This window comes from Rhizobium sp. PL01, assembly GCF_033447125.1.
GTDB lineage: Bacteria > Pseudomonadota > Alphaproteobacteria > Rhizobiales > Rhizobiaceae > Pararhizobium.
Genome location: NZ_JAWQUM010000010.1, coordinates 68,065 through 89,738, shown reverse-complemented (window position 1 = coordinate 89,738; position 21,674 = coordinate 68,065). Strand labels below are relative to the sequence as shown.

The window sequence follows — 21,674 nt, the reverse complement described above, 5'->3', positions numbered from 1 at the left end:
CCAGACGATGAAGAACCGTACCATCGCTTCCGGCGTCGCAGTCCTCGGTGTCGCCGTCTCGCTCTTCGCCGCCACATTCTCGGCCGCGCAAAACACAGAGACAGAAAAATCCGCTCCGCTAAAACCAGCCGCGGAATTCCAGTCGATCACCGACACGAAAAACCGCTCGTGGGCGCTGTTCGAAGAGGCCGGTAAGGTCATCCAGCATCCGCGCTGCGTCAATTGCCACCCGGCGACCGACCGGCCGCTCCAGACCATGGCCATGCACAAGCACCAGCCGCCAGTGTCACGCGGCGACGGCGGCATGGGCATGCCGGGCATGACGTGCAACACCTGTCACGGGCAGGCCAATGTCGAGGTCATCGGCCAGGCCGAAACGCTAAAGAGCATCCCCGGCAATCCGGCCTGGCATCTGGCGCCGATCGAAATGGCGTGGGAGGGCAAGTCCCTCAAGGAAATCTGTCGGCAGATCAAGGATCCGGAACGCAACGGCGGTAAGACGCTAGCCGAAATCACCGAGCACATGGCGCACGACAGCCTCGTCGGCTGGGGCTGGCAGCCAGGTGCCGGGCGCGAGCCCGTCCCGGGCTCACAGGCTGTCTTCGGCGAACTGATCGCTGCGTGGGTTGAAAGCGGCGCGGTCTGTGACTGAGCTCCCTCGACCAAACCCCGGATACTCCGCGCGGTAGGCGCACTCACGTTCATCTCCAAGTGGATTTCCGCAAACGTAAGCGTTCACGTCAGCCACCGCATCCCATCATGGTTTATCTCCTTTCCGCGCTGTATGATTTACAAGGAAAAAGTTGTTGTACCGCCGGGATTCGTCAAGGTTTTGGAGCGCCCTCGAGGCGTCACCCGCAGCGAAGTGCGCCATCTGATCGGCATGGGCCGTCTTGAATGACGGGCGCTCGGTGATCCGTGCCACATAGGCTTCGGTCGCCGTTCGCTTCCCGAAGGAACGAACTTTTACCACGCGGAGAACATCGGCCATGAGCAAGTCCGCAACAGTGAAGCGGCCGGCGGCCAGCCATTCTCGCTCCATCAGGACGCGCTCCATATGATCAAGGCGGCTTTCCAACCACCCGGTCAGGTGATTGTCCTTAACGCCGGTCATCTCCAGGAACCACCATGGAACTGTAACAATCTCCATCGAGTTGAGTGCTGCAATCGTCCATTGAAGCGTTTGGGCTTCCCCGACCGGGTCGCGTGGCATGAGCTTTTCGCTTTTCCGCGCGATATCCAACAGCCCCGCTCCCCTCTCGAATAGCTCAAGCTCGCCATCGTTCAGGAACGGGACCTGACCGAAAGGCTGCCGCGCCAGATGATCGCTCCCCCGGTCGTTGAAAGGGACTGTTTGCACGGAATAGCCAAACCCTGCCTCCTCACACGCCCATCTCAACCGTATGTCGCGCACGAAACCACGGGGGCCATCTGGCACCCAATCATATGTCCAAACGATCAGTTTGCTCATTGGGAATCTCCAGGAAAATTGGCAGTTTATCGAGGAGGCCTTTCCAGCCTTGCTTATGGCTCTTGCGCTCTTCCTCGTTGGGAAGATGTTCGTGCAGCAACGTCAGTTCGGTGCCGCCTTCGAACGGTCTCAGCAGAAATGTCACGAGCGACACCCGCTCGGACGTCTCAGGCAAATCCCAGGTGAAAACAAGTTTCTCCTCAGGAACCACTTCCTGATAAATTCCAGTAGGGTTGTGCTCATCGCCGTTGATCAACTGGAATACCACGGCAAACTGTCCGCCTGGGCGAACGTCCGCCACGGCGCTGAGCGTGGGGCCTGCGTCAGGACCCCACCACCGTATCATCTGCTCAGGCTGCGTGATCGCTGCCCAAACCTTGGCAGGGGAAGCTTTGATTGTGCGCACAATCATCACGCTTGGAAGTGTGCTGGTCATCGCTCGCCATCCTCTTCGACGAGAAAGGCAAGCCGATCCAAGCTTACCATCCACAAACGTTCGTACCTTTTCAGCCATTCCATTGCTTCATGCATTGGCGCAACGGACAGTCGAACCGACACCGTGCGGCCTGTTTTGGACCGCGTGATCAATCCAGCGTCCGACAACACGTCGAGATGCTTCATTAACCCGGGAAGCTTCAACGATAACGGCCGCGCAAGCTCGCTAACCGACAGTTCCAGTTCGTCATTCAGCCGCAGCAAGAGGTGTCGCCGAGTGGGATCGGCGAGCGCGAAAAATGTGCGATCCATCGCTGTTGATTGATACTTCACCACATAGCGAAGTATTTGCTTTTTCGCTGGCGAAGTCAAGCGTCCGGCTCCGGGCGCCCCCTGTCAGCTGGGAGAGCGACGACAGGCCCAAGCCGCACGAGCTGCGTCAGGACCCTTCTGCTCGTCAATCGCCCCCCTGCTCCGTTTGAACGCGATGGCGGCTGCCGAGCGCTTTCAGCATTCAATCATCGAGGCCGCATTTGCGAGCACCCATTCGGTCGGTCAATACAGGGCATATGGTTGCACGGAAGTCCCGTGACGATACCCACCCAGGCACGTGAATCGAAAGCTTGAGGACGCGACCGCTGAAGCAATCCGGAACAAATACCACGAAATTGCCGTTAAATGGGCACGTTAGGAATTGGATCGGCGATGCCTCGATTGAAAAACTTTGCTTCCTCGCTCACTCTTGCGGTCATAATGTTTGGTTGCACGGCGGTATCTGCCAACGCATTCCACATTGTCGAGAACCCAGAGCGAGTGTCTGCCGCTAACAGCATCGCCGCGTTTGCCGCCAACGGCACGGACGAATCTGCACCTGACGGGTTATTTCTGTCACCCGAGGATATATTGCACGTCCGCTGGTGCGCAACGCGCCACCTATCATACCATGCGACCGACAACACATACGCTGATCTGACCGGCAAGCGGGTAGAGTGTCGATCACCGTATTAGCCCTACAGCTAAATCGGGTTGGGTGAAGACGAGGAAGGGCGCGATTTGGCTAGTGCAAAACCGATTAAGCATGCGAGACGGGCCGGAGTTGAAAATAAGCAGCTCGGCTCTTCCGCCAGTTCTGAAATCTGCACTGATTTCGTCGCCTTTGTGAAGGAAGAACGTCTACGAGGACCGTAGATGCTCCTATCATCAGTCTGGGCGCAATCTTGTTTGAGCGATGCCGGTAACGACCGAGAGCGCAAGCGATCTTGAATTTCTCGCCTTGCCAAAGATTCCGATCGGCGCCTTGACGCTGTCCAGTTCAGGCTAGCTGTATCCAAGCTATCTCAAAGCCTCGCATCGTATTGCATGTGTGCGGCGGCTCCCAAGCGCACCGATATACAAGGCCGGTGAGGCGAGTGCGTATTGGAGGAATGGCAATTCGCATCGACGTCATGGTATAATATTGCGACGGCCGTATCCCGGTCCAATTGATCCGCTGAAAGCGGTAGGCCGCGCTTAACCACGATAACCTCATAGCCTGCCGCCATTGCAGCACGCGCCACTGCCCCGGTCTCCATCGGCGTACCGCCGACGAGAAGCCTCTGCTGAGGGCGGTAGACGCGTAGGGAAATCCCCTTCCCGCCTGCCGTCCCCTCGCCCAGCTCGCAGGCGAGCGTCTGGGTGCCGGCTATTGATTCTCGTATGACTTCGATCCGTTTTTCCACTTCACCTTGATCCAATCAGAGCGAGAAAAGGTGTGTGCGGCCAATCCATTACATTGGATTTGATCGCCTAACCCGAAACGGAAAAATGGGTTAAATGCTGATGAAACCCAACAGGATGTGCTTATCCGCTACGGCTCGAGCCCCGCACAACGCGCCGTATTGCGGATGTGCGTTTCCATTTCAACACGTGCAGCAGCTGGGTCATTGGAGCGCAGGGCCGCGATGATGCGACGGTGCTCAGAGATGGATGCTTTCATGCGGGCGGGATCGGTAATCGGGATAGGTTGGCGCTGGGTTTCCGTTAGCTGTTCGCGCACGGTTTGATAGAGCGCACGCAGCATCGTATTGCTGCAAGCCGATGCAATGATTGCGTGGAACTCCAGGTCTGCCTCGACATTGGTCAGCAAATCCTGTTTCGCCCAGCACTCTTCCATCTGACGGGTTGCATGCTCCATCTGCTCCAACTGATTGGCCATGAGCCTGCCCGCTGACAGGCTGGCGATCTGCCCCTCAAGCATGATGCGGGTCTGGAACACGTCGAATACCGAATAGCTGCCGGAATAGCGCCAGGGCGCCATATGGTTCGATTCCGAGGACGGGCCCCCTGACACGAATGTCCCCCGTCCCGCCTCCGTTTTAAGCAAGCCAAGTGTCTCAAGGGTCAATAACGCTTCGCGCAGCGATGCCCGACTGACGCCGAATTTCTGCGAAAACTCCCGTTGCGACGGGATCTTTTGGCCAATCTTAAGGCTGCCGTTCTGGATCATGCTTTGAATTTCGCGGGCAACCGATTGGGGGACCAAGGTTCTGTTCAACATTCTCGTGTGATCCATCCGTCCCATTGGTGCTGTGCGCCGCAACGCAGCCGCCTACTCTCTGAGCCAGTCTAATTTATTGGCACCCTGTCTTGCAATTGCCAAACAGGCATGCTTCCCTGGTTAAACCGGTCTGACCAGTTAGACCAGGCAAGCCAGCGTAAACGTGTTAAGGTCAAAAAATCAAGGGGAACCTCATGAAAACGCTCACCCTCATCAAGTCCACCATTCTATCCGCCCTGCTTGCGACGGCGGGTTTTGCCTCCACTGCCATCGCAGCCGACCTCACAGTCGGCGCAAATATCGGCAACGTCCCGTGGGAATTTCAGGATGCATCCGGCAAGACCGTTGGCTTTGAAATCGATCTCGTAACCGAAGTCGGCAAGCGGCTTGGCAAGTCGGTCGAGTTTGTCAACATCCCTTTCAGCGGGCTGTTTTCCGCCGTGCAGTCAGGCCGCATCAATATGGCGGTTTCGTCCATCACGATTACCGAAAAGCGGCTGGAATCCGTCACCTTCGCGCAGCCATACTACGACAGTGACCAGTCGTTGACGGTATTGGCCTCCAGCGGCATTTCCGGAGTGTCGGCCATGGAAGGAAAAGTCGTCGGCGTCGATACAGGCTCGACCGGCGATATGTGGGCGACAACCAATACGGCAAAATACAAGCTTGGTGAAATCCGTAAGTTCGAGGGCCTTTCGCCAGCCATGCTCGATCTGGCTGCCGGCCGCATCGACGGCTATATCAGCGATATTCCGGCCCTTCAGTACTACGTAAAGGACAAGCCGGAACTGAAGGTGGTGGAGCGGATCACGACCGGCGAGAAATACTCCGTCATGTTTAACAAGGGCGATCCTTTGGCCACCGAAGTCAATGAGGTCATTTCAACGCTGAAGAAGGATGGGTTCATCGCAAAGCTGCACGAGACCTGGTTCGGTGCCAAGGCCGAAGACACGACATCGACCGTTATGGTCATGGACATGCCATCTGCCAAGTAAACCGTGACCCCATGCGATGACGGCGTTGGTGCGCCGCCATCGCATTCAAAGCCGGTGATCTCATGAATCTGCTTAATACCTTCTTCAATATACCGATCCTAATCGAAACCTTCCCGCTTCTTTTATCAGGGCTTTTGGTGACGCTTGAAATCGGCATCACAAGCATCGTCGCCGGCCTGGCCGGTGGCCTGTTTCTGGCACTCGTCAGGCTTTACGGAGCCGGGCCGGTTCCGTTCCTCGCCAAGATATATATCGACATTTTCCGCTCGATCCCTCTTCTGGTGCTGCTAATCGTCGTCTATTACGCCCTGCCCTTTGTCGGCATCCGGTTCTCGCCTTTCGTCTCGGCCGTCGTGGCACTCACCCTGGTGTCATCGGCCTACACGGCGGAGATTTTCCGCGCCGGCATCGAGGCCATTCCGCATGGCCAGTTTGAGGCATCGCAGGCGCTGGGGCTTTCGGGCCGCCACATGATGATCGACGTGATCCTGCCGCAAGCCGTCAAGATTGTCATTCCTCCGCTGACCAACAATTGCATCAACGTCCTCAAGGACACCGCCCTCGCCTCCGTCGTCGCCATGCCCGACCTCCTGAAACAGGCCACCCAGGCGCAGGCCTTGTCAGCCAATCCGACGCCGCTGATCGGTGCGGCACTCATCTATGTCGGCCTGCTGTGGCCGCTGGTCAGCATCGTCGCGCGCCTTGAGAAACGCTTCGGCGGGGAGAAACGCTCATGAGCCCGCTTATCCAGATCACCAATCTGAAAAAGGCCTACGGCATCTTCACCGTGCTGCATGGCATCGATCTCGACATTGCCGAGGGGGAAGTCGTCTGCGTCATCGGGCCATCCGGTTCCGGCAAGTCCACCCTCATCCGCTGCATCAACCGGCTTGAGGCCTTTTCCAGCGATAGCAGCATTGTCGTCGATGGCGTCACCGTCGGACCAGGAAAGGCGCTGGCAAAGGTGCGGGCCGAAGTGGGCATGGTGTTTCAATCCTTCAACCTCTTCCCGCATCTGACGGTTCTGAAAAACGTCATGCTCGCCCCCATGCGGGTGCGGGGCAAAAAGCCTGAAGATGCCGAGCGCAACGCACGCGAGCTTCTTTCCCGTGTCGGCATTGCCGAGCAGGCGGAGAAATATCCTGGAAAGCTATCGGGCGGACAGCAGCAACGCGTCGCGATTGCCCGTGCACTGGCGATGGAGCCGAAGGTGATGCTGTTCGACGAGCCGACATCGTCGCTCGACCCGGAAATGGTCGGCGAGGTGCTGGACGTCATGAAAAGGCTTGCCGGCACCGGTGTGACGATGATCGTCGTCACCCACGAGATGGGCTTTGCCCGTCAGGTGGCCGACCGCGTTATCTTCATGGATGGCGGCCGCATCATCGAACAGGGCACGCCGGGCGAAATCTTCGACAACCCCAAGGAAGAACGGACACGCGGGTTCCTGCGCGCTGTTCTCAACCACTGAGAAAAACAAAAGACGGTCTGGAGGACCCAATGCCGAACCAAAACAAGCAGACGCAGGACGGACTGGATGTCGACTTCGTCCGTAGCCAGTTTCCCGGGCTTTCCAACGGCTGGACCTTTTTCGACAATGCTGGCGGATCGCAGATTCTGAGGCGCGCCGTCGAGCGGATCAACACCTTCCTCTATGACAAGAACGTCCAGATCGGCGGCAGTTACGAGGTGTCGCAGGCCGCCGCGAAGGCACTCTATGAAGCCCGCACCGCCGCAATGCATCTCGTCAATGCGAGCCGCCCGGAGGAAATTGTCTTCGGCAGCTCGACCACCGCGCTCCTGCAGAACCTTGCCCGTGCCATGACTAGCCAATTGGCCCCGGGCGACGAGATCGTCGTTACCATTGCGGACCACGAATCCAATATCGGGCCCTGGGACCGGCTGCGCGATGCCGGGATGGTCATCAAGTTCTGGCCGTTGAACAAGGACACTTTCGCGCTCGATCTTGACGATCTCGAACCGCTGATGTCCGACCGCACGAAGCTTGTCTGCATCACCCATGTGTCGAACATCCTCGGCTCGATCAATCCGGTGCAGGAAATAGCCGCGTTCGTGCATGGGAGGGGTGCTCGCATCTGTGTCGATGCGGTCGCCTATGCGCCTCATCGCGCTATCGACGTGCAGGCCTTGGATGTCGATTACTACGTCTTCAGCCTCTACAAGACCTATGGTCCGCATTACGCACTGATGTACGGCAAGTACGCGCATCTGCTCGAACTCGACACGCTCTACCACTACTTCTACGGCAAGGACAAAGTGCCGGGTAAACTCGAGCCAGGCAACCCGAACTACGAGCTCGCCTATTCCACCTGCGGTATCGTCGATTACCTCAACGACCTGGGCGAAAAGGCCGGAGAAACGGGCTCCACCCGCGAAAAGATCGTCGCGGCCTATGGCGCGATCACACGGCAGGAAAATGCTCTCGTCGACCGGCTTCTCGGTTATCTTCGTGGCCGCAACGACTGCCGGATCATCGGCCAGAGTACCAACCGCGACGGCAAACGTATCCCGACCATCAGCTTCGTCTTTGACGGCCGTGACTCGGCGGAAATCTGCAAGGCAATGGACGCCCATCGCATCGCGATCCGCTTTGGCGATTTCCACTCGCGCAGGCTCGCGGAATATCTCGACCTCACCGGAAACAATGGCATGGTCCGTGTCTCGATGGTTCACTACAACACAATCGAGGAAATTGACCGGATGACTTCGGCATTGGATCAGATCCTCGCATCCGCCGGCAGTACCGTCACCACGGCCGCTTGAACCCGGAGGATACCGCATGAAGTTCGACACGATTATCCGCAACGGAACGGTCGTTACCGCCAGCGATACCTTCCGGTGTGATGTCGGCATCCAGAATGGCCGCATAACGGCCCTTGCCGACAAACTTGATGACGCGGCGGAGGTCATCGATGCCAGCGGGCTCTACGTCATGCCCGGCGGTATCGATAGCCACGTGCACCTTGCACAGCCGTCCGGCGACGGCATCGTCATGGCCGATGATTTTGCTAGCGGCACATTATCGGCAGCTTTTGGCGGCAACACCACGGTGATGCCTTTCTGCATGCAGGAAAAGGGCACGACGCTCAGGGAATCGCTCAAGGTCTATCATGCCAAGGCTGACGGTGAATGCTATGTTGACGTCAGCTTCCATCTCGTCGTCACCGATCCGACCGGCCATGTGCTGGGGCAGGAGCTGCCAGCCCTGGTTGAGGATGGTTATACATCGATCAAGGTCTTCATGACCTATGACAATCTTCGCCTTCGCGATCACGAAATTCTGGCGACGCTCGACAGCGCACGCTTATCCGGTGCGCTGGTGATGGTCCATTGCGAAAATGAGGATGCCATCCGTTTCCTGATCGGCCGCCATGAGAAGAACGGCGAACTGGCGCCGAAATATCATGCCACCAGCCGGCCTGTCGCTGCCGAGCGCGAAGCGACCCACAGGGCATTATCGCTGGCCGAAATCGTTGATACGCCAATTGTCATCGTCCATGTCTCGAACCGCGAGGCCATGGAAGAAATCCAGCGCGCACGCGCACGCGGCAGCAAGGTCGCTGGGGAAACCTGCCCGCAGTATCTGATGTTGACGGCGGACGACCTCGACGCCACGGAGCTGGAGGGCGCAAAATTCGTCTGCTCGCCGCCGCCACGCGACAAGGAAAGTCAGGCCGCATGCTGGGAAGGCCTGCAAAATGGAACGTTCGACTTGTTTTCCTCAGACCACTGCCCGTTTCGCTACGAGGATGATCAGGGCAAGCTGAATGAAAAAGGGAAACGGTATTTTCGCTGGATCCCGAATGGCATCCCCGGTGTGGAGACACGGTTGCCTATCTTGTTTTCAGAAGGTGTTGGCAAGGGGCGGATCGACCTCAACCGGTTCGTCGCCCTCTCCTCCACCAACCACGCCAAGCTCTATGGCCTTTATCCCAAAAAGGGGACGATCGCGATTGGTTCGGATGCCGATATTGCGCTTTGGGACCCGAAGATGTCGGTAACAATTAGCAACGGGATTTTGCATCATGGGGCTGACTACACGCCGTATGAGGGGCTTAAAGTTACAGGCTGGCCGGTTCGCGTGCTCGTGCGTGGGAAAACGGTCACTGATGGAGCGGCGCTGATTGGGGCGAAGGGCTCGGGAAATTATCTCAAACGGTCAAGGTCCTCTTTAACTGCAGACAACGCGGGCAGTTAACGACCGCGTCCCTGCACGTCGAAGTCAAACTTTTCTGTCAGCGGTAGGCGCGACAAACTCTCACATGCTAAAAGTGGAGGCTGTCCGATCGCGTCTACTCACGTGGAAACAGGTGTATTCACAAATGGCTGTGGCGGCTTGAACAACCGACGTAAAAGGTGATTGCGGGACGTTGAGTACGACTTGCTCAGCGCAAACGGTGCTCCAGCCTTCCAGCATAGTCAGCCTTAGATACGCAAGTCGCTGACGTCGCTTGAAATCAGCGCTTTCAACACGCCCTGCCGGGTGTGCTCGCTGTGTTCCACCATGGCTGCCCGCGCTTTTTCACTGTCCCTGAACCGCAAGACATTGACGATATGCCGATGATCATCGTTGGTCTCGGGGTTTACATCCCGGCTGCGGGCGCCAAGATAGAAAAGCCGCGCGCATTCGTCTAGATGCGTCGAGACCATGGCGGAAAGTCGTGGATTGTCCGAACCATTCGCAATCGCCATGTGAAAATCCCGGTTTGCCTTGACAAAAGAATGGATCGTCATCCCTTCCGTGGGCTCATAATGCGCGTTTGCCAGCACATCGAGATGATCCAGTTCGCCGGCACTGAGATTGACGGCTGCCATGGCAGCGGCCGTACCCTCCGTCATTGCCCGGATTGCGAAGAGATCATTGATATCCTTCACCGTGACTGGCGTTACTCGATAGCCACGTCGCGGAAAGGCTTCGATCAGACCCTCGGCTACCATCCGGCCAAGCGCTTCGCGCACCGGCGTCTTGCTCATGGCGAGCTGTTCGGCCAGTTCCAGTTCTGAAAACTCCGCCCCCGGCCGAAGAAGGCCCAGGAGGATCTGTTCGCGAACGGACACATACGCCATTTCGGTCAACGACTGCTTGCGGGGTTTGCCAGCCGCGCCGTCACTGTTTGCCGCTGTCATGCCCAATGGTCTCTCCTGTTGGAAGTCATGCTTACGCGCAGTAGCGCTTTTTTCCGTTGTGGTCGAAGTTTATCGAACATGCAATCACATCGCCCTTTGACATGAAATATTTCGTAGTATATCACGTAGAATATCAGACTAACGCCCGGGCATTTTTCCGGGCTCGTGGAGGCCGCGTGGGGAATATTCTCGTCATTAATCCGAACAGCTCGAAAGCGGTGACGCGATCGATGGAGGCCTGTCTCGAACCGCTCTTTGACCGTCGCCATGCCATCCGCTGCATCGAACTTGCCAAGTCGCCGCCGGGGATCGAAACAGATGAACATGTGGACGAAGTGATCCCTTATCTGGTCGAGGCTGCGCGCAATGCGCGTGCCGACGCCATCGTTGTTAGCTGTTTTTCCGACCCCGGCATCGACGCAGTGCGAGCTGCTGCAAATGTTCCGGTAACCGGAATTGCCGAAGCTGCATATCTCGCAGCGCTTGGCCTTGGCCCGCGTTTCGGCATCGTGTCACTCGGCCCTTCGTCGATCGCCCGCCACCGCCGCTATCTCGAAAAGCTAAACCTTCAGGCACGCCTTGCCGGAGACCGCTCCATCGACATGACGATCGTCCAGCTTGTCGCAACGGACGTTGTGGATCGTGTCTGCGCAATCGCGACGCAGCTGCGAGACAAGGATGGCGCCGACGTCATCATTCTTGGCTGCGCTGGTCTTGGCTCCTACCGCGAGGCGATTCAAGACAGGCTCCGCCTGCCCGTCGTCGATCCTGTTCAGGCGGGCGTCGCGCTTGCCTGCACACATGCTGACCTACGCTACGTGGGAAGGGCCCAGTGACCGATCTGATCATTCGCGGCCGGATCGTAACACCGCACGGCGTCCTCGATGACGGATGGGTAGCCGTCACGCAGGGGAAAATCGAGGCCATAGGGGAAGGGAAAGAGCCAGACGCAGCCGAATGTCATGATGCCGGCCGCCGATACGTGATGCCCGGCGTTGTGGATGGTCAGACACATGCCGGCAGCTATCTTGGCTTGGCGGGCATTGAGCCGACCACCCGTTCAGCCGTTGCCGGCGGCGTCACGACGATTGTCGATATGCCCTATGACAACCCTTCTCCCCTAAGCACTCCGGAGCATCTGGCAGCGAAGATCAGGGCGATTAGCCGTTATGCCCACGCCAATGTCGCGCTTTATGCAACTGTGATGCCCGGCCATCCGCTGGATGACGTGGCAGCGCTTGCGCAGGGCGGTGTGGTTGCATTCAAAATCTCGGCTTTCGAAAGCAGTCCGACGCGTTTCCCACGGGTCGATGCCGCACTCGCGCTCGATTTGCTAGAAGCCCTTGCGGCCACCGAACTTCCAGTCGGGCTGCACAATGAAGATCAGGAGATTGTCAGATCGCGCGTCGAGCGCACGCGCAGCGCCGGTCTTAACGGTATTGCGGTTCATTCGCAAAGCCGGCCGCCGGCCGCAGAGCTTGCTTCGACGGCGCATTTCCTCGAACTTGCCGCCGCAGCGGGTGCGCATGCCCATATTGTTCATATCAGCCATCCGCGGGGCTTTCAGATCGTCGATCATTACCGTCGGGATGGACACCGTGCCACCGGTGAGACGTGTGTTCACTACTTCTGCTTCGACCCGGAGCGCGACGGTGCGGCACTCGGCGCCCGTATGAAAGTTAACCCGCCGATCCGGCCGGGCATGATTGACGCGCTATGGGACGAAGTAACGTCGGATCGCGTTGCATTCGTGAGTTCGGATCATTCCAGTTGGCCGATTGACAACAAGTTCACCGATAGCATCTTCGACGCCGGCGCGGGTGTGCCTGGCATGGAGACCCTTTTGCCTGCCTTCTACACGGCGGCGCGCGCCAGATGCACGGATGCGATCCGACTAACAGTCGACCAACTCTGCACCCGGCCCGCCCGGTTCTTCGGTCTCTCACCCCGAAAGGGCGCGATTGTTGCAGGCGCAGATGCAGACCTCACAATTTTCGAAGAAGCAGACGTTGTCTGGGATTCCGCAAGAGCCGAGGATGGGCTGCGCTGGAGCCCATATGACGGCAGCCGCTTTGCAGGACGCGTCACAGCCACGTACCTCGCTGGACGCCTGGTCTATGACGGCGAGCGCGTCCTCAACCGACCGGGAGACGGGCGTTTTGTCCCGCGCGGTTCAACCAGCTGGTTTACTGGAGAAACGATGATATGAGCGCCGCCAACACCGCCCTCCCTAACGACGGACATGTGGAGAAGGCAATCACCTTCTTCTACTACAAGGACCTGCCAAAGGCCTTTGCTTTCTATACCGAAATCATGGGCTTTCCGCTTGAGATTGACCAAGGCTGGTCAAAGATACTTCGTATCGGACAAAGCGCCTATGTCGGTCTCGTGGACGAGACGCGCGGCATGCACCGGACGCACCCCATCAAGCCGGTGCAGCTGTGCATCCGCGTATCTGACGTCGACGCGTGGCATGCCTATCTCGCCGTCAACCGGGCACCCAGCCTGACGCAAGCGCGCGACAGCGCGGGCCTTGGCATACGTGCTTTCGTTTTCGAAGACACAGAAGGCTATCAGATCGAGGTGCAGTCCGTGCTTCGCTGACCGCCCCGCATGCTTATCATCACCAAACAAAAAAGGGGAATACGATGATGAACCTACGCATGATTGCAACGAAAGGAACCCTGTTCGCAGGTGCTCTATTTCTAGCCTCAACCGCCTTGAGCAGCCAACTTGACGCCAAGTCACTGACCATCGGCCTCACGTCGGATGCCGTCAACCTTGACCCCCAGGCGGGCGAGGAACTGTCGAGTAATATCCTTTTTTACCACATCTACGACCCCCTGGTTCGCCGAAACGCCGACCTTACCTTCGGTCCGGGCCTTGCCGAAAGCTGGGAGCTTATCGACGACACCACATGGGTTTTCAAGCTGCGCACGGGTGTCAAATTCCACAATGGCGAGGAATTCAAGGCGTCCGATGTCGTGTTTACCCTCGACCGGCTGAAGAAGTCGCTGATGGCCAATCTGGGGGCCAACATTGCCTCGTTTAAGGTGATCGACGACCACACGGTCGAGATCAAGACAGCGCGTCCCTACGCGGTCCTGCCGAACGACCTCGCCGCCGTGCTGATCCTCAGTGAAAAGTACGTCAAGGAGGCCGGAGACGAACAAGCGGACCTGAAGCCGATCGGCACAGGTCCCTACAAGCTCGCCGAGTGGGTCAAGGAAGATCACATCACTCTGGAGGCAAACAAGGACTACTACGCAGGCCCTGCAAAACTCGACACCGTCACTTTCCGCCCGATCACCAATGGTGCAACAAGAACCGCTGCGCTCCTGACCGGCGAAGTTGATGTCATCCAAGATCTCAACGTGCGCGACGTTGAACGTGTCAAGAGCGATGACCGCTATAAGGTGTTGATGCGGCCAAGCCTGCTCAATGTTGTGCTTTCGATCGACCAGCGCGAGAAGAGCCCGACCATCGATCTCGACAAGAACCCGATGACCGATCGCCGCGTGCGTGAAGCGATGGTGCGCGCCATCGATGTTAGCGCCATCAACAAGGTGATCATGAACGGTCTCTCGACGCCGTCCGAGCAGTACGTGCCGGCTTCCCACACCGGCTATCTTGATGGGGCAAGCTTCCGCGACATGTATCCGTTCGACCTGGAAAAAGCGTCTGCCCTGATGGCAGAAGCTGGCCATGCGGACGGTTTCACGGTGACGCTGGACGCGACCAATAATCGCTACGTCAACGACCAGCAGATCGTCCAGGCGCTTGCCAGCATGCTGGGCAAGATCAAGATCAATCTGAAGCTCAACCTGATGCCGAAGTCCAACTTCTTCAGCTACATCCGGGTGCCGAGCGACAAGTCCAGTCTGATCATGAGTGGCTGGGACGTTCCCTCCGGCGACGGCGGCTCGATGTACAGCGTCATGTTCTACTCGCGCGGCAAGAAGGAAGGCTATGGTCAGGTCAACCGCGGTGGCTACTCCAGCGCTGACGTGGACGCCCTCATCGACAAGGCGGACGCTACATCGAAGCTCGATGAACGCGACAAACTTCTCCAAAGTGTGACCAAGATCCTGATGGCCGACATCCCGATGATCCCGATCCACTATGAGCAGGACCTCTACGCGGCCAAGACCACTGTCGAGATCACTCCTCGAGCCGACAAATTCCTTTGGGCCTATGAGATTGACGTAAAAGAGTAGGAAACTTTAGTCCTCATGGGGTGCCGGCCGGATCCGGCACCCTTTCTTTCAGTCACGAACCTGACGGAACCTCAACCTTGCTCGGTTACACAATAAAACGGCTCCTGCAGATGGTGCTGGTTCTCTTCGTGGTCTCGATCATTGTATTCCTGATGATGAGCTTCACCGGTGATCCGGTCTTCATGGTCATTCCGATCGATTCCACGCAAGCAGAAATCGAGCAGGCGCGGCGTCTTCTCGGCCTCGACCAATCGCTTCTCAACCAATACTGGATTTTCCTGTCCAACGTGCTGCAGGGCGATTTCGGGCGATCCTACGTCTTTCGTCAGCCAGCGATGGATCTCATTCTGGAGCGGCTGCCTGCGACCATCGAAATGGTTCTGGTTGCCATGGCATTTGCCACGGTGATAGCCATTCCGCTCGGCGTTTACGCCGGCGCCAACCCGAACCGCACCACTTCCCGCAGCATCATGGCTGCATCGCTTTTCGGTATATCGCTGCCGGGATTCTGGGTTGGCATGATGCTGATCTACTTCTTCTCGGTTCGCCACCAGTTTCTGCCGTCATCAGGCCGGGGTGAGACGATCGAGGTTCTTGGGCTGCGCATCTCGATTTTCACGGCGGACGGGTGGTCGCACATCCTTCTTCCAGCAGTCACCCTGGCACTGGCGACCCTAGCCATTATCCTGCGCATCACGCGCGCCGGGATGATGGAAGTCATGAGGCAGGACTATATCCGGTTTGCACGCGCAAAGGGCGCCTCGCGAACACACATCCTGTTCGCGCACGGGCTGAAGAACGCCCTCATCCCTGTCGTAACAATCTTTGGCCTGCAACTTGGCGACCTCATCGCTTTTGCTACCATCACCGAGACGATCTTCGCATGGCCGGGTACAGGCAAGCTCCTGATCGATTCCATCTATCGCGGCGACCGTCCCGTTATCGTTGTCTACCTGATGCTGACCGCCTTGATTTTCGTTGTCATCAATTTCCTCGTCGACATCGTCTACACGATGATCGACCCTCGTATCACCGTCAAGTGAGGGACAGATGCACCGATTGCTTTCATCAGAATTCGTCTACAACTACCGCCATAACATTCCCGCCGTGCTAGGCAGCCTCCTTGTCCTCGCCTTTACGTTTCTCGCCATATTCGGCCCCCTGCTTGTGTGGCAGGACCCTTACGATGTTTCACAGCTGGAGCTGATGGACAGCTTCAAGCCTCCCCTTTGGCTAGACGGCGGAGATCCGCGTTACCTACTTGGCACAGACGGCCAAGGCCGCGATGTCCTGGCTTCGATCATATATGGCGCACGGATCTCCGCCTTTATCGGCATTGCTGCGATGGCTTGTTCCTGCGTGATCGGCACTATCCTCGGCCTCATCTCCGGCTACTACGGGGGCATGCTGGACGCCGTGATCATGCGGGTTGCCGACATCCAGCTTTCCTTCCCATCGATGCTGATCGCGCTGTTCCTCATGTCGGCCTTCGGAAACGGGATCGGCATGATCCTTATCGCGTTGACTGCCGTCGGATGGGTCGTCTACGCGCGAACTGTGCGCGGCTCCACATTGAGCGAAATCCAGAAGGAATACATTCAGGCGGCGCGCGTAGCAGGCCTTAACGACGCCCAGATCATCCGCCGCCATGTACTGCCGAACGTCCTGACACCGCTCATCGTCGTATCCACGATCCAGGTCGGCACATTCATCCTCATCGAGGCATCCTTGAGCTTTTTGGGCGTCGGCGTGCCCATCACCGAACCGTCGCTCGGGCTTCTGGTCAAGGAAGGTTTCGACGTTCTTTTCTCCGGCATCTGGTGGACGTCGGCCTTTCCAGGCTTGTTCATCATGTTTCTGGTGTTCGGCATAAACCTGTTCGGCGACTTCTTGCGCGACGAACTTAATCCGCGGCTCCGGTGAGCCATGGGGGAGCACGTGCACATGGCAGAACCTTTGCTCGACATCCGGGGGCTTCGAACGCATTTCCAAACGTTCGGAGGGCTTGTCAAGGCTGTTGACGATGTCAGTTTCGACGTCCGCAGCGGTGAAATCGTTGGTCTTGTCGGAGAATCCGGCGGCGGCAAGTCTGTGATAGGCTTTTCAATCCTCGGGCTTATCGATCCGCCCGGGCGCATTGCAGGTGGCGAGATTTTGTTTGATGGCCGCGATATCTCACGGCTCGGCGACCGCGAAATGAGAAACGTGCGTGGCCGTGACATCGCCATGGTCTTCCAGGATCCCATGACCTCGCTGAACCCGGTCTATACGATCGGCAGGCAGATGGACGAGGTATTGCGACTGCATACCAACCTCGATGAGGCGGCCAGGCAAGCACGTTGTATTCGTATGCTGGAAGACGTCGGCATAGCGAGCGCCGAGAGCCGGCTGGGTGCCTATCCCCACCAGTTTTCCGGCGGCATGAGACAACGTGTCGTGATCGCAATCGCACTGCTTGCGGGCTCACGCCTGATCATCGCCGACGAGCCGACGACCGCACTCGACGTGACCGTGCAATCACAAATCCTCAAGCTCATGCGCCGCCAGGTCGAGGAGACTGGAGCCGCGATGATCCTTGTTACGCATGACCTTGCCGTGGTGTCGGAAATGGCTGACCGCGTTGTGGTGCTTTATTGCGGCAAAGTCGTTGAACGCGGGCTGACCGATGAGGTCATTGAGAGCCCGGCACATCCCTATACGCGCGGTCTGCTCGACAGCATTCCTCGCATTTCCGACCGCCAGCACCGTCTGCGGCAAATTCCCGGAACCGTTCCTGATATTCACACCCTGGGCGAAGGCTGTTCGTTTCGCGGCCGATGCGCGCACGCGCAACCTCTATGTGCAGAGCGATCCCCTGAACTCGTTGCGGTGCGTGGATCGCTCGATGCTGCCTGTCATTTTCCGCTCAAGGAGGCGAGTTGATGACACAGCCCGTTCTTGACGTTCGAAACCTCGTTAAATCCTTCGCCGTTGGCGACAGTATTTTTGACCGGCTCCGGTTCAGCGGCGGAAAACTGCTTGCACCGCCAAGGATAGTGAACGCCGTTAACAGCGTATCGCTGTCGATTGCGCCCGGAGAGGTACTGGCCCTGGTGGGTGAATCCGGCTGCGGGAAATCCACCGTCGCAAAGACGATCGCCCGCATTCACGCCCCGACGTCAGGTGAGATTCTTATCGACGGCAAAAATGTATCCCACCTTAGCCAGAAGGAACTCAGGCCTGTACGGCGCGAGCTCCAGATGATCTTTCAAGATCCCTACGCCTCCCTCAATCCGCGCAGGCGCGTCAAAGACATCGTGATCGAACCCATGAGGGCGCAATCCGACAGCAGAATGAGCAGCAGCGACATTGATGCGGAGGCGATCAAGCTGCTGGCGCGCGTCGGTCTCAACGCAGAACAAGCAGACCGGTATCCGCATCAGTTCTCTGGAGGGCAGCGCCAGCGTATCGGCATTGCCCGCGCCTTGTCGGTGCGGCCCAAGTTGATCATAGCCGACGAGCCGGTCTCTGCACTCGACGTTTCGATCCAAGCGCAGATCCTCAACCTGATGATGGACCTGCGCGACGAGTTCGGCGTGTCTTATCTGTTTGTTTCTCATGACCTGTCGGTCGTCCACCACATCGCCGACCGGGTCGCGGTGATGTATCTCGGTTTCATGGTCGAGACAGCCTCGCGCGAACAGCTTTTCGCCAATCCCCGGCACCCCTACACGCAGGCATTGCTCTCGGCCGCCCCGAGCGTCGACAAGACATTGCGAAAGCCGGAGGCGGAAATCACCGGCGAGGTTCCAAGCGCACTCAATCTGCCGGCGGGCTGCTGTTTTCGAACCCGTTGTCCGCTTGCTTTTTCTCGCTGTGCGTCGGAGCGTCCTGCACTTCTCCCACAGCCCGGTGGAGGCAGCGTTGCCTGCCATCTGCATGACAGCTTTCCGGAGGCCTGCTCAACATGACCACAGCAACGATCGTCCAGCCGCGGCTACGGCTTGAAGACCCTCATGACTGCACGGATGCAAATGACGTCCTGTGTATATTCGATGCCTTTTTTGACGGCCTTGTGCGCTTCGGAGAAGACGGCGGCTACCGTCCTGCGATCGCGGAAAGCTGGATTGTCTCCAGCGATGCGCGCGACTGGACGTTCGTTCTGCGCGAAAACCTTTTCTTCCACGACGGCACCGAATGCGATGCGGCTGCAGTCATTCTGTCGCTGCGCCGCATGGCGCGGGCGGACAAGGGATACACGCTTGGCGCACCCGGTGTCTGGCATCAGTATCTCGGTGACGCTAATATCTCCGCGGCGAATGAGAGAACGGTCACGATCAGTCTCAGCCACCCCATGGCAGACCTTCTCGACGTCCTCGTGTACGGCTATGTCATCGCGCCAGCTGCACTTGAGGGCTATGAACGCGGTGATGTGACCACGCCGATCGGTACTGGCCCCTATCGTTTTGAATCGTTTACAGACGGTCACGAGATCAGCGGCTCACGCTTTGAAGGCTGGCATGGCGCAAGGGTGGCAAATGCGCGTATCCGCTTTCTCCTGGAGCCCGACGAAAGCCGGCGGCAAAACATGCTCCTCGCCGGCAATGCACAGGTTGCAAACGGCCTTGGCTTCCGGAAATCGTGTGATTTAGACAGCGGCGGCCATACGCGTGTTGTTTCGCTGGTGCCAGTCTCCATTATCTACCTCTTCAACAGCGCCCGCGGCCCATTTGCCGACCCGCGCGTTCGACGCGCTGCTAACATAGCGCTCGACAGGCATGCACTGGTCAAGACGGTGGTTTGCGGTGCGGCTCACCCGCTCCCCGGCTTCGTCAGCCCCACCCATTTTGGTGCCGGGGATTCTGCGCCCGGCATGTCGCGTGATCTTGCTGAAGCAAAACGGCTCTTGATCGAAGCGGGCCATGGCGATGGTCTGGTCATCAACGTTGATTGCCCCACGCGCCTTCCCGACGAAGCAGAAGCACTGACCGCAGCAGTCGGTCACCAACTCGCCGAAATCGGCATATCGTTCTGTGTCCATCGCCATGAAGACCGCGAGGCCTATGCCCATGACGTTCGCCTGAAAAACGTGCGCGACATGTGCGTCTTTGATTCCAGCCCGCTCAGTACCTTCCGCGTGCTCGCCGAGAAAATAGACGCGCGCAGCCGTGGGTCCTGGTGGCTCGGTTACCACAACGGCGAGGTCGAGCGTCTTATTGATGAGGGCCGCCGAACCATCAACGACACGGCGCGTGCGGCGATCTACGCCAGCGCCTACCGTTTGTTACAGCAGGATCCGCCGTGGCTTTATCTCTACAATCCGCTGCGCATTACGGGACTGGGCGGCAAACACCCACAATGGCGCATGCGCCCTGACGCAGTCCTCGACGTGACCATGCTGCCAGATTTCGGGATTAAGGCCGACCGCCATGATTGACATCGACCTGCTGTTTTCCGGCGGCACGGTCATCACCATGGATGACACACGCCGCGTCATCGACGACGGTGCAATCGCGGTACGTGCCGACCGGATCGTCGACGTCGGTCCATCCGAACTCCTGGCATTGCGCTATCGGTCTGGCCGCACCATCGACACAACCGGCAAGGTCCTTATCCCCGGACTGATCGACGTTCACGCGCATGCTGGTCACGGATTGATCAAAACGATGGGTATGGAACAGGAGAGCCACTGGGAAGAGATCGTCAATGCTGCCTACACGGTCGGAACGACGCCTGAGTTTTGGCATGCGGAGGCACAACTCGCCGCACTGGAGCGGCTGCGTTTTGGCGTAACGTGCGCCGTATCGCTGCTCGGTGGCGGCGACACGATCATGCGAACTGACGACCCCGTTTACGGAACCGCGCATTGTGAGGGCGTGGCCGCCATCGGTACGCGTTCGGTTGTCGCAGTCGGGAGCACCCGCCCACCACACCCGCGCACCTATGCGCGTTGGGACGGTGGCCAGCGTAGCGAACGACCTGTAACGTTCGAAGACCAGCTCGCGGTCTCGCGCGGACTGCTCGATGATTGGCACAGCAAGGGCCGCATCCGTATCGCGCTCCTGACGCCAGTGTTACGAGACGAGCATGCCAAGACGATGTCTGTGGCAGATTATGAGGCGGCCGTCCGCCAGACACAGACCGTTCGCGCCCTGTCGCGCGAGGCCGGTGTGATTTTTACGCAGGATGGTCACTGGCGCGGCTCGGTCCAGCGCGCAAGGGACATCGGCATTCTCGGCACCGATGCTCTGCTCTCGCACGCTATCGACCTGAGCGACGAGGAAATCAGGATCGTCGCCGATACTGGGACGCGCATTGCCCACAACCCAAGCGCCATAGCGTCAATCCTTGGCCGGTGCCCTGCGGTCGAGCTTTTGGAGGCTGGCGCGGTCGTGGCACTCGGCTCAGACGCGACGGCGCCAGATCGTTCCTCAGACATGTTCCGCCACATGCAACAGTGCATGCATTATCACCGCACGTTCTTTCGTGACCCCTCTGTGCTTCCGCCCGGAAAGGTCTTGGAGATGGCAACGATCGATGCCGCCAAGGCATTGGGCCTCGACGGGGAGATCGGCTCTCTTCAAACTGGAAAGAAGGCCGATATTGTCGTCATTGACATGGTGCGCCCGCACCTTGCGCCCTTCCAGATGCCGGCTTTTCGCACCATTTACTTCGCCAATGGTAACGATGTCGACACGGTCGTGATCGATGGAGAGGTGCTGCTTGAGGGCGGACTGGCGGTCAAAGCCGACACAAACGCGATCCTGAAGGCCGCCAACCGCGAGGCCGACGCTCTCGTCACCCGCATGAGCCTGAAATCCATGACTGGCCTGCCGGACGGCTTCTTTGGCGCAGCCCGTTATCCCACCGCAAGACCTAAAGCCGAATGAGGA

The 21,674-nt window shown here is 58.3% G+C and carries 22 protein-coding genes; 17 read left to right on the top strand and 5 right to left on the bottom strand.

The window, feature by feature from the left end; all coding sequences use genetic code 11:
* Positions 1-7 precede the first annotated feature (7 nt).
* Positions 8-652: an Isoquinoline 1-oxidoreductase subunit gene (locus tag R6X40_RS22280; protein WP_318416171.1), complete on the top strand. Its 645-nt coding sequence runs from the start codon at positions 8-10 to the stop codon at positions 650-652.
* Between the two features lie 105 nt (positions 653-757).
* Here R6X40_RS22280 and R6X40_RS22275 read toward each other — a convergent pair whose 3' ends face one another.
* From R6X40_RS22275 to R6X40_RS22265, 3 genes are read right to left on the bottom strand one after another with little or no spacing between them, the layout of a single operon-like run.
* Positions 758-1,471 carry a glutathione S-transferase family protein gene (locus tag R6X40_RS22275; protein WP_318416169.1) on the bottom strand — a complete coding sequence of 238 codons (714 nt, stop codon included), beginning with the start codon at positions 1,469-1,471 and terminating at the stop codon, positions 758-760.
* Positions 1,443-1,907 (bottom strand): SRPBCC domain-containing protein, encoded by a 465-nt coding sequence (locus R6X40_RS22270; RefSeq protein WP_318416168.1) that lies wholly within the window; start codon positions 1,905-1,907, stop codon positions 1,443-1,445. The genes R6X40_RS22275 and R6X40_RS22270 overlap by 29 nt, the downstream gene beginning before the upstream one ends.
* The gene (locus R6X40_RS22265) at positions 1,904-2,278 is read right to left on the bottom strand and encodes a metalloregulator ArsR/SmtB family transcription factor (RefSeq protein WP_318416166.1); all 375 of its coding nucleotides are present in this window, start codon (positions 2,276-2,278) and stop codon (positions 1,904-1,906) included. Before R6X40_RS22265 ends, R6X40_RS22270 begins: the two co-directional genes overlap by 4 nt.
* A 306-nt stretch (positions 2,279-2,584) precedes the next feature.
* Between R6X40_RS22265 and R6X40_RS31660 the strand changes: the two genes are divergently transcribed.
* A complete protein-coding gene (locus R6X40_RS31660; protein WP_412178439.1) occupies positions 2,585-2,914 on the top strand; it encodes a BA14K family protein in 330 nt (109 codons plus the stop codon).
* A gap of 838 nt (positions 2,915-3,752) precedes the next feature.
* Here R6X40_RS31660 and R6X40_RS22260 read toward each other — a convergent pair.
* Complete coding sequence (locus tag R6X40_RS22260) at positions 3,753-4,442, bottom strand: FadR/GntR family transcriptional regulator (RefSeq protein ID WP_318416164.1); 690 nt, start codon at positions 4,440-4,442, stop codon at positions 3,753-3,755.
* A 194-nt stretch (positions 4,443-4,636) separates the two neighbouring features.
* Here R6X40_RS22260 and R6X40_RS22255 point away from each other — a divergent pair, with 194 nt between their 5' ends.
* The 5 genes from R6X40_RS22255 (at position 4,637) to hydA (ending at position 9,656) form a co-directional block, all read left to right on the top strand.
* The gene (locus tag R6X40_RS22255; RefSeq protein ID WP_318416162.1) at positions 4,637-5,437 is read left to right on the top strand and encodes an ABC transporter substrate-binding protein; all 801 of its coding nucleotides are present in this window, start codon (positions 4,637-4,639) and stop codon (positions 5,435-5,437) included.
* A 62-nt stretch (positions 5,438-5,499) separates the two neighbouring features.
* The gene (locus tag R6X40_RS22250) at positions 5,500-6,174 is read left to right on the top strand and encodes an amino acid ABC transporter permease (protein WP_318416161.1); all 675 of its coding nucleotides are present in this window, start codon (positions 5,500-5,502) and stop codon (positions 6,172-6,174) included.
* Positions 6,171-6,908, top strand: a complete 738-nt coding sequence (locus R6X40_RS22245; protein ID WP_318416159.1) for an amino acid ABC transporter ATP-binding protein — start codon at positions 6,171-6,173, stop codon at positions 6,906-6,908. Before R6X40_RS22250 ends, R6X40_RS22245 begins: the two co-directional genes overlap by 4 nt.
* 29 nt (positions 6,909-6,937) lie before the next feature.
* Entirely contained in the window at positions 6,938-8,221 is a 1,284-nt protein-coding gene (locus tag R6X40_RS22240) for a cysteine desulfurase-like protein (RefSeq protein ID WP_318416157.1), read from the top strand.
* 16 nt (positions 8,222-8,237) lie between these two features.
* Positions 8,238-9,656: a dihydropyrimidinase gene (gene hydA / locus R6X40_RS22235; protein ID WP_318416156.1), complete on the top strand. Its 1,419-nt coding sequence runs from the start codon at positions 8,238-8,240 to the stop codon at positions 9,654-9,656.
* 227 nt (positions 9,657-9,883) lie between these two features.
* On the opposite strand, the gene R6X40_RS22230 is transcribed toward hydA, so the two are convergent.
* A complete protein-coding gene (locus R6X40_RS22230; protein WP_318416154.1) occupies positions 9,884-10,585 on the bottom strand; it encodes a GntR family transcriptional regulator in 702 nt (233 codons plus the stop codon).
* Between the two features lie 176 nt (positions 10,586-10,761).
* Here R6X40_RS22230 and R6X40_RS22225 point away from each other — a divergent pair, with 176 nt between their 5' ends.
* The 10 genes from R6X40_RS22225 to R6X40_RS22180 all read left to right on the top strand — a co-directional run bounded on the left by R6X40_RS22225 (position 10,762) and on the right by R6X40_RS22180 (position 21,671).
* Entirely contained in the window at positions 10,762-11,421 is a 660-nt protein-coding gene (locus R6X40_RS22225) for an aspartate/glutamate racemase family protein (protein WP_318416153.1), read from the top strand.
* Positions 11,418-12,794: a dihydroorotase gene (locus R6X40_RS22220; RefSeq protein ID WP_318416150.1), complete on the top strand. Its 1,377-nt coding sequence runs from the start codon at positions 11,418-11,420 to the stop codon at positions 12,792-12,794. The genes R6X40_RS22225 and R6X40_RS22220 overlap by 4 nt, the downstream gene beginning before the upstream one ends.
* Positions 12,791-13,189: a VOC family protein gene (locus tag R6X40_RS22215; protein ID WP_318416149.1), complete on the top strand. Its 399-nt coding sequence runs from the start codon at positions 12,791-12,793 to the stop codon at positions 13,187-13,189. The genes R6X40_RS22220 and R6X40_RS22215 overlap by 4 nt, the downstream gene beginning before the upstream one ends.
* Positions 13,190-13,233: 44 nt before the next feature.
* Positions 13,234-14,802: an ABC transporter substrate-binding protein gene (locus tag R6X40_RS22210; RefSeq protein ID WP_318416147.1), complete on the top strand. Its 1,569-nt coding sequence runs from the start codon at positions 13,234-13,236 to the stop codon at positions 14,800-14,802.
* A gap of 77 nt (positions 14,803-14,879) precedes the next feature.
* Positions 14,880-15,845 (top strand): ABC transporter permease, encoded by a 966-nt coding sequence (locus R6X40_RS22205; protein WP_318416146.1) that lies wholly within the window; start codon positions 14,880-14,882, stop codon positions 15,843-15,845.
* Between the two features lie 7 nt (positions 15,846-15,852).
* Complete coding sequence (locus R6X40_RS22200) at positions 15,853-16,725, top strand: ABC transporter permease (RefSeq protein ID WP_318416144.1); 873 nt, start codon at positions 15,853-15,855, stop codon at positions 16,723-16,725.
* Between the two features lie 21 nt (positions 16,726-16,746).
* Positions 16,747-17,724, top strand: coding sequence for an ABC transporter ATP-binding protein (locus R6X40_RS22195; RefSeq protein ID WP_318416142.1), 978 nt, complete (start codon positions 16,747-16,749; stop codon positions 17,722-17,724).
* The gene (locus R6X40_RS22190) at positions 17,724-18,752 is read left to right on the top strand and encodes a dipeptide ABC transporter ATP-binding protein (RefSeq protein WP_318416141.1); all 1,029 of its coding nucleotides are present in this window, start codon (positions 17,724-17,726) and stop codon (positions 18,750-18,752) included. Before R6X40_RS22195 ends, R6X40_RS22190 begins: the two co-directional genes overlap by 1 nt.
* The gene (locus tag R6X40_RS22185; protein ID WP_318416139.1) at positions 18,749-20,218 is read left to right on the top strand and encodes an ABC transporter substrate-binding protein; all 1,470 of its coding nucleotides are present in this window, start codon (positions 18,749-18,751) and stop codon (positions 20,216-20,218) included. Before R6X40_RS22190 ends, R6X40_RS22185 begins: the two co-directional genes overlap by 4 nt.
* Positions 20,211-21,671 (top strand): amidohydrolase family protein, encoded by a 1,461-nt coding sequence (locus tag R6X40_RS22180; RefSeq protein ID WP_318416138.1) that lies wholly within the window; start codon positions 20,211-20,213, stop codon positions 21,669-21,671. The genes R6X40_RS22185 and R6X40_RS22180 overlap by 8 nt, the downstream gene beginning before the upstream one ends.
* Positions 21,672-21,674 lie beyond the last annotated feature (3 nt).

Coding starts and splice junctions, on each gene's coding strand:
- R6X40_RS22230 (WP_318416154.1), bottom strand. CDS start 10,585: ATGACAGCGGCAAACAGTGACGGCGCGGCTGGCAAACCCCGCAAGCAG.
- R6X40_RS22240 (WP_318416157.1), top strand. CDS start 6,938: ATGCCGAACCAAAACAAGCAGACGCAGGACGGACTGGATGTCGACTTC.
- R6X40_RS22180 (WP_318416138.1), top strand. CDS start 20,211: ATGATTGACATCGACCTGCTGTTTTCCGGCGGCACGGTCATCACCATG.
- R6X40_RS22250 (WP_318416161.1), top strand. CDS start 5,500: ATGAATCTGCTTAATACCTTCTTCAATATACCGATCCTAATCGAAACC.
- R6X40_RS22245 (WP_318416159.1), top strand. CDS start 6,171: ATGAGCCCGCTTATCCAGATCACCAATCTGAAAAAGGCCTACGGCATC.
- hydA (WP_318416156.1), top strand. CDS start 8,238: ATGAAGTTCGACACGATTATCCGCAACGGAACGGTCGTTACCGCCAGC.
- R6X40_RS22185 (WP_318416139.1), top strand. CDS start 18,749: ATGACCACAGCAACGATCGTCCAGCCGCGGCTACGGCTTGAAGACCCT.
- R6X40_RS22210 (WP_318416147.1), top strand. CDS start 13,234: ATGATGAACCTACGCATGATTGCAACGAAAGGAACCCTGTTCGCAGGT.
- R6X40_RS31660 (WP_412178439.1), top strand. CDS start 2,585: ATGGGCACGTTAGGAATTGGATCGGCGATGCCTCGATTGAAAAACTTT.
- R6X40_RS22280 (WP_318416171.1), top strand. CDS start 8: ATGAAGAACCGTACCATCGCTTCCGGCGTCGCAGTCCTCGGTGTCGCC.
- R6X40_RS22260 (WP_318416164.1), bottom strand. CDS start 4,442: ATGTTGAACAGAACCTTGGTCCCCCAATCGGTTGCCCGCGAAATTCAA.
- R6X40_RS22200 (WP_318416144.1), top strand. CDS start 15,853: ATGCACCGATTGCTTTCATCAGAATTCGTCTACAACTACCGCCATAAC.
- R6X40_RS22255 (WP_318416162.1), top strand. CDS start 4,637: ATGAAAACGCTCACCCTCATCAAGTCCACCATTCTATCCGCCCTGCTT.
- R6X40_RS22270 (WP_318416168.1), bottom strand. CDS start 1,907: ATGACCAGCACACTTCCAAGCGTGATGATTGTGCGCACAATCAAAGCT.
- R6X40_RS22215 (WP_318416149.1), top strand. CDS start 12,791: ATGAGCGCCGCCAACACCGCCCTCCCTAACGACGGACATGTGGAGAAG.
- R6X40_RS22190 (WP_318416141.1), top strand. CDS start 17,724: ATGACACAGCCCGTTCTTGACGTTCGAAACCTCGTTAAATCCTTCGCC.
- R6X40_RS22195 (WP_318416142.1), top strand. CDS start 16,747: ATGGCAGAACCTTTGCTCGACATCCGGGGGCTTCGAACGCATTTCCAA.
- R6X40_RS22275 (WP_318416169.1), bottom strand. CDS start 1,471: ATGAGCAAACTGATCGTTTGGACATATGATTGGGTGCCAGATGGCCCC.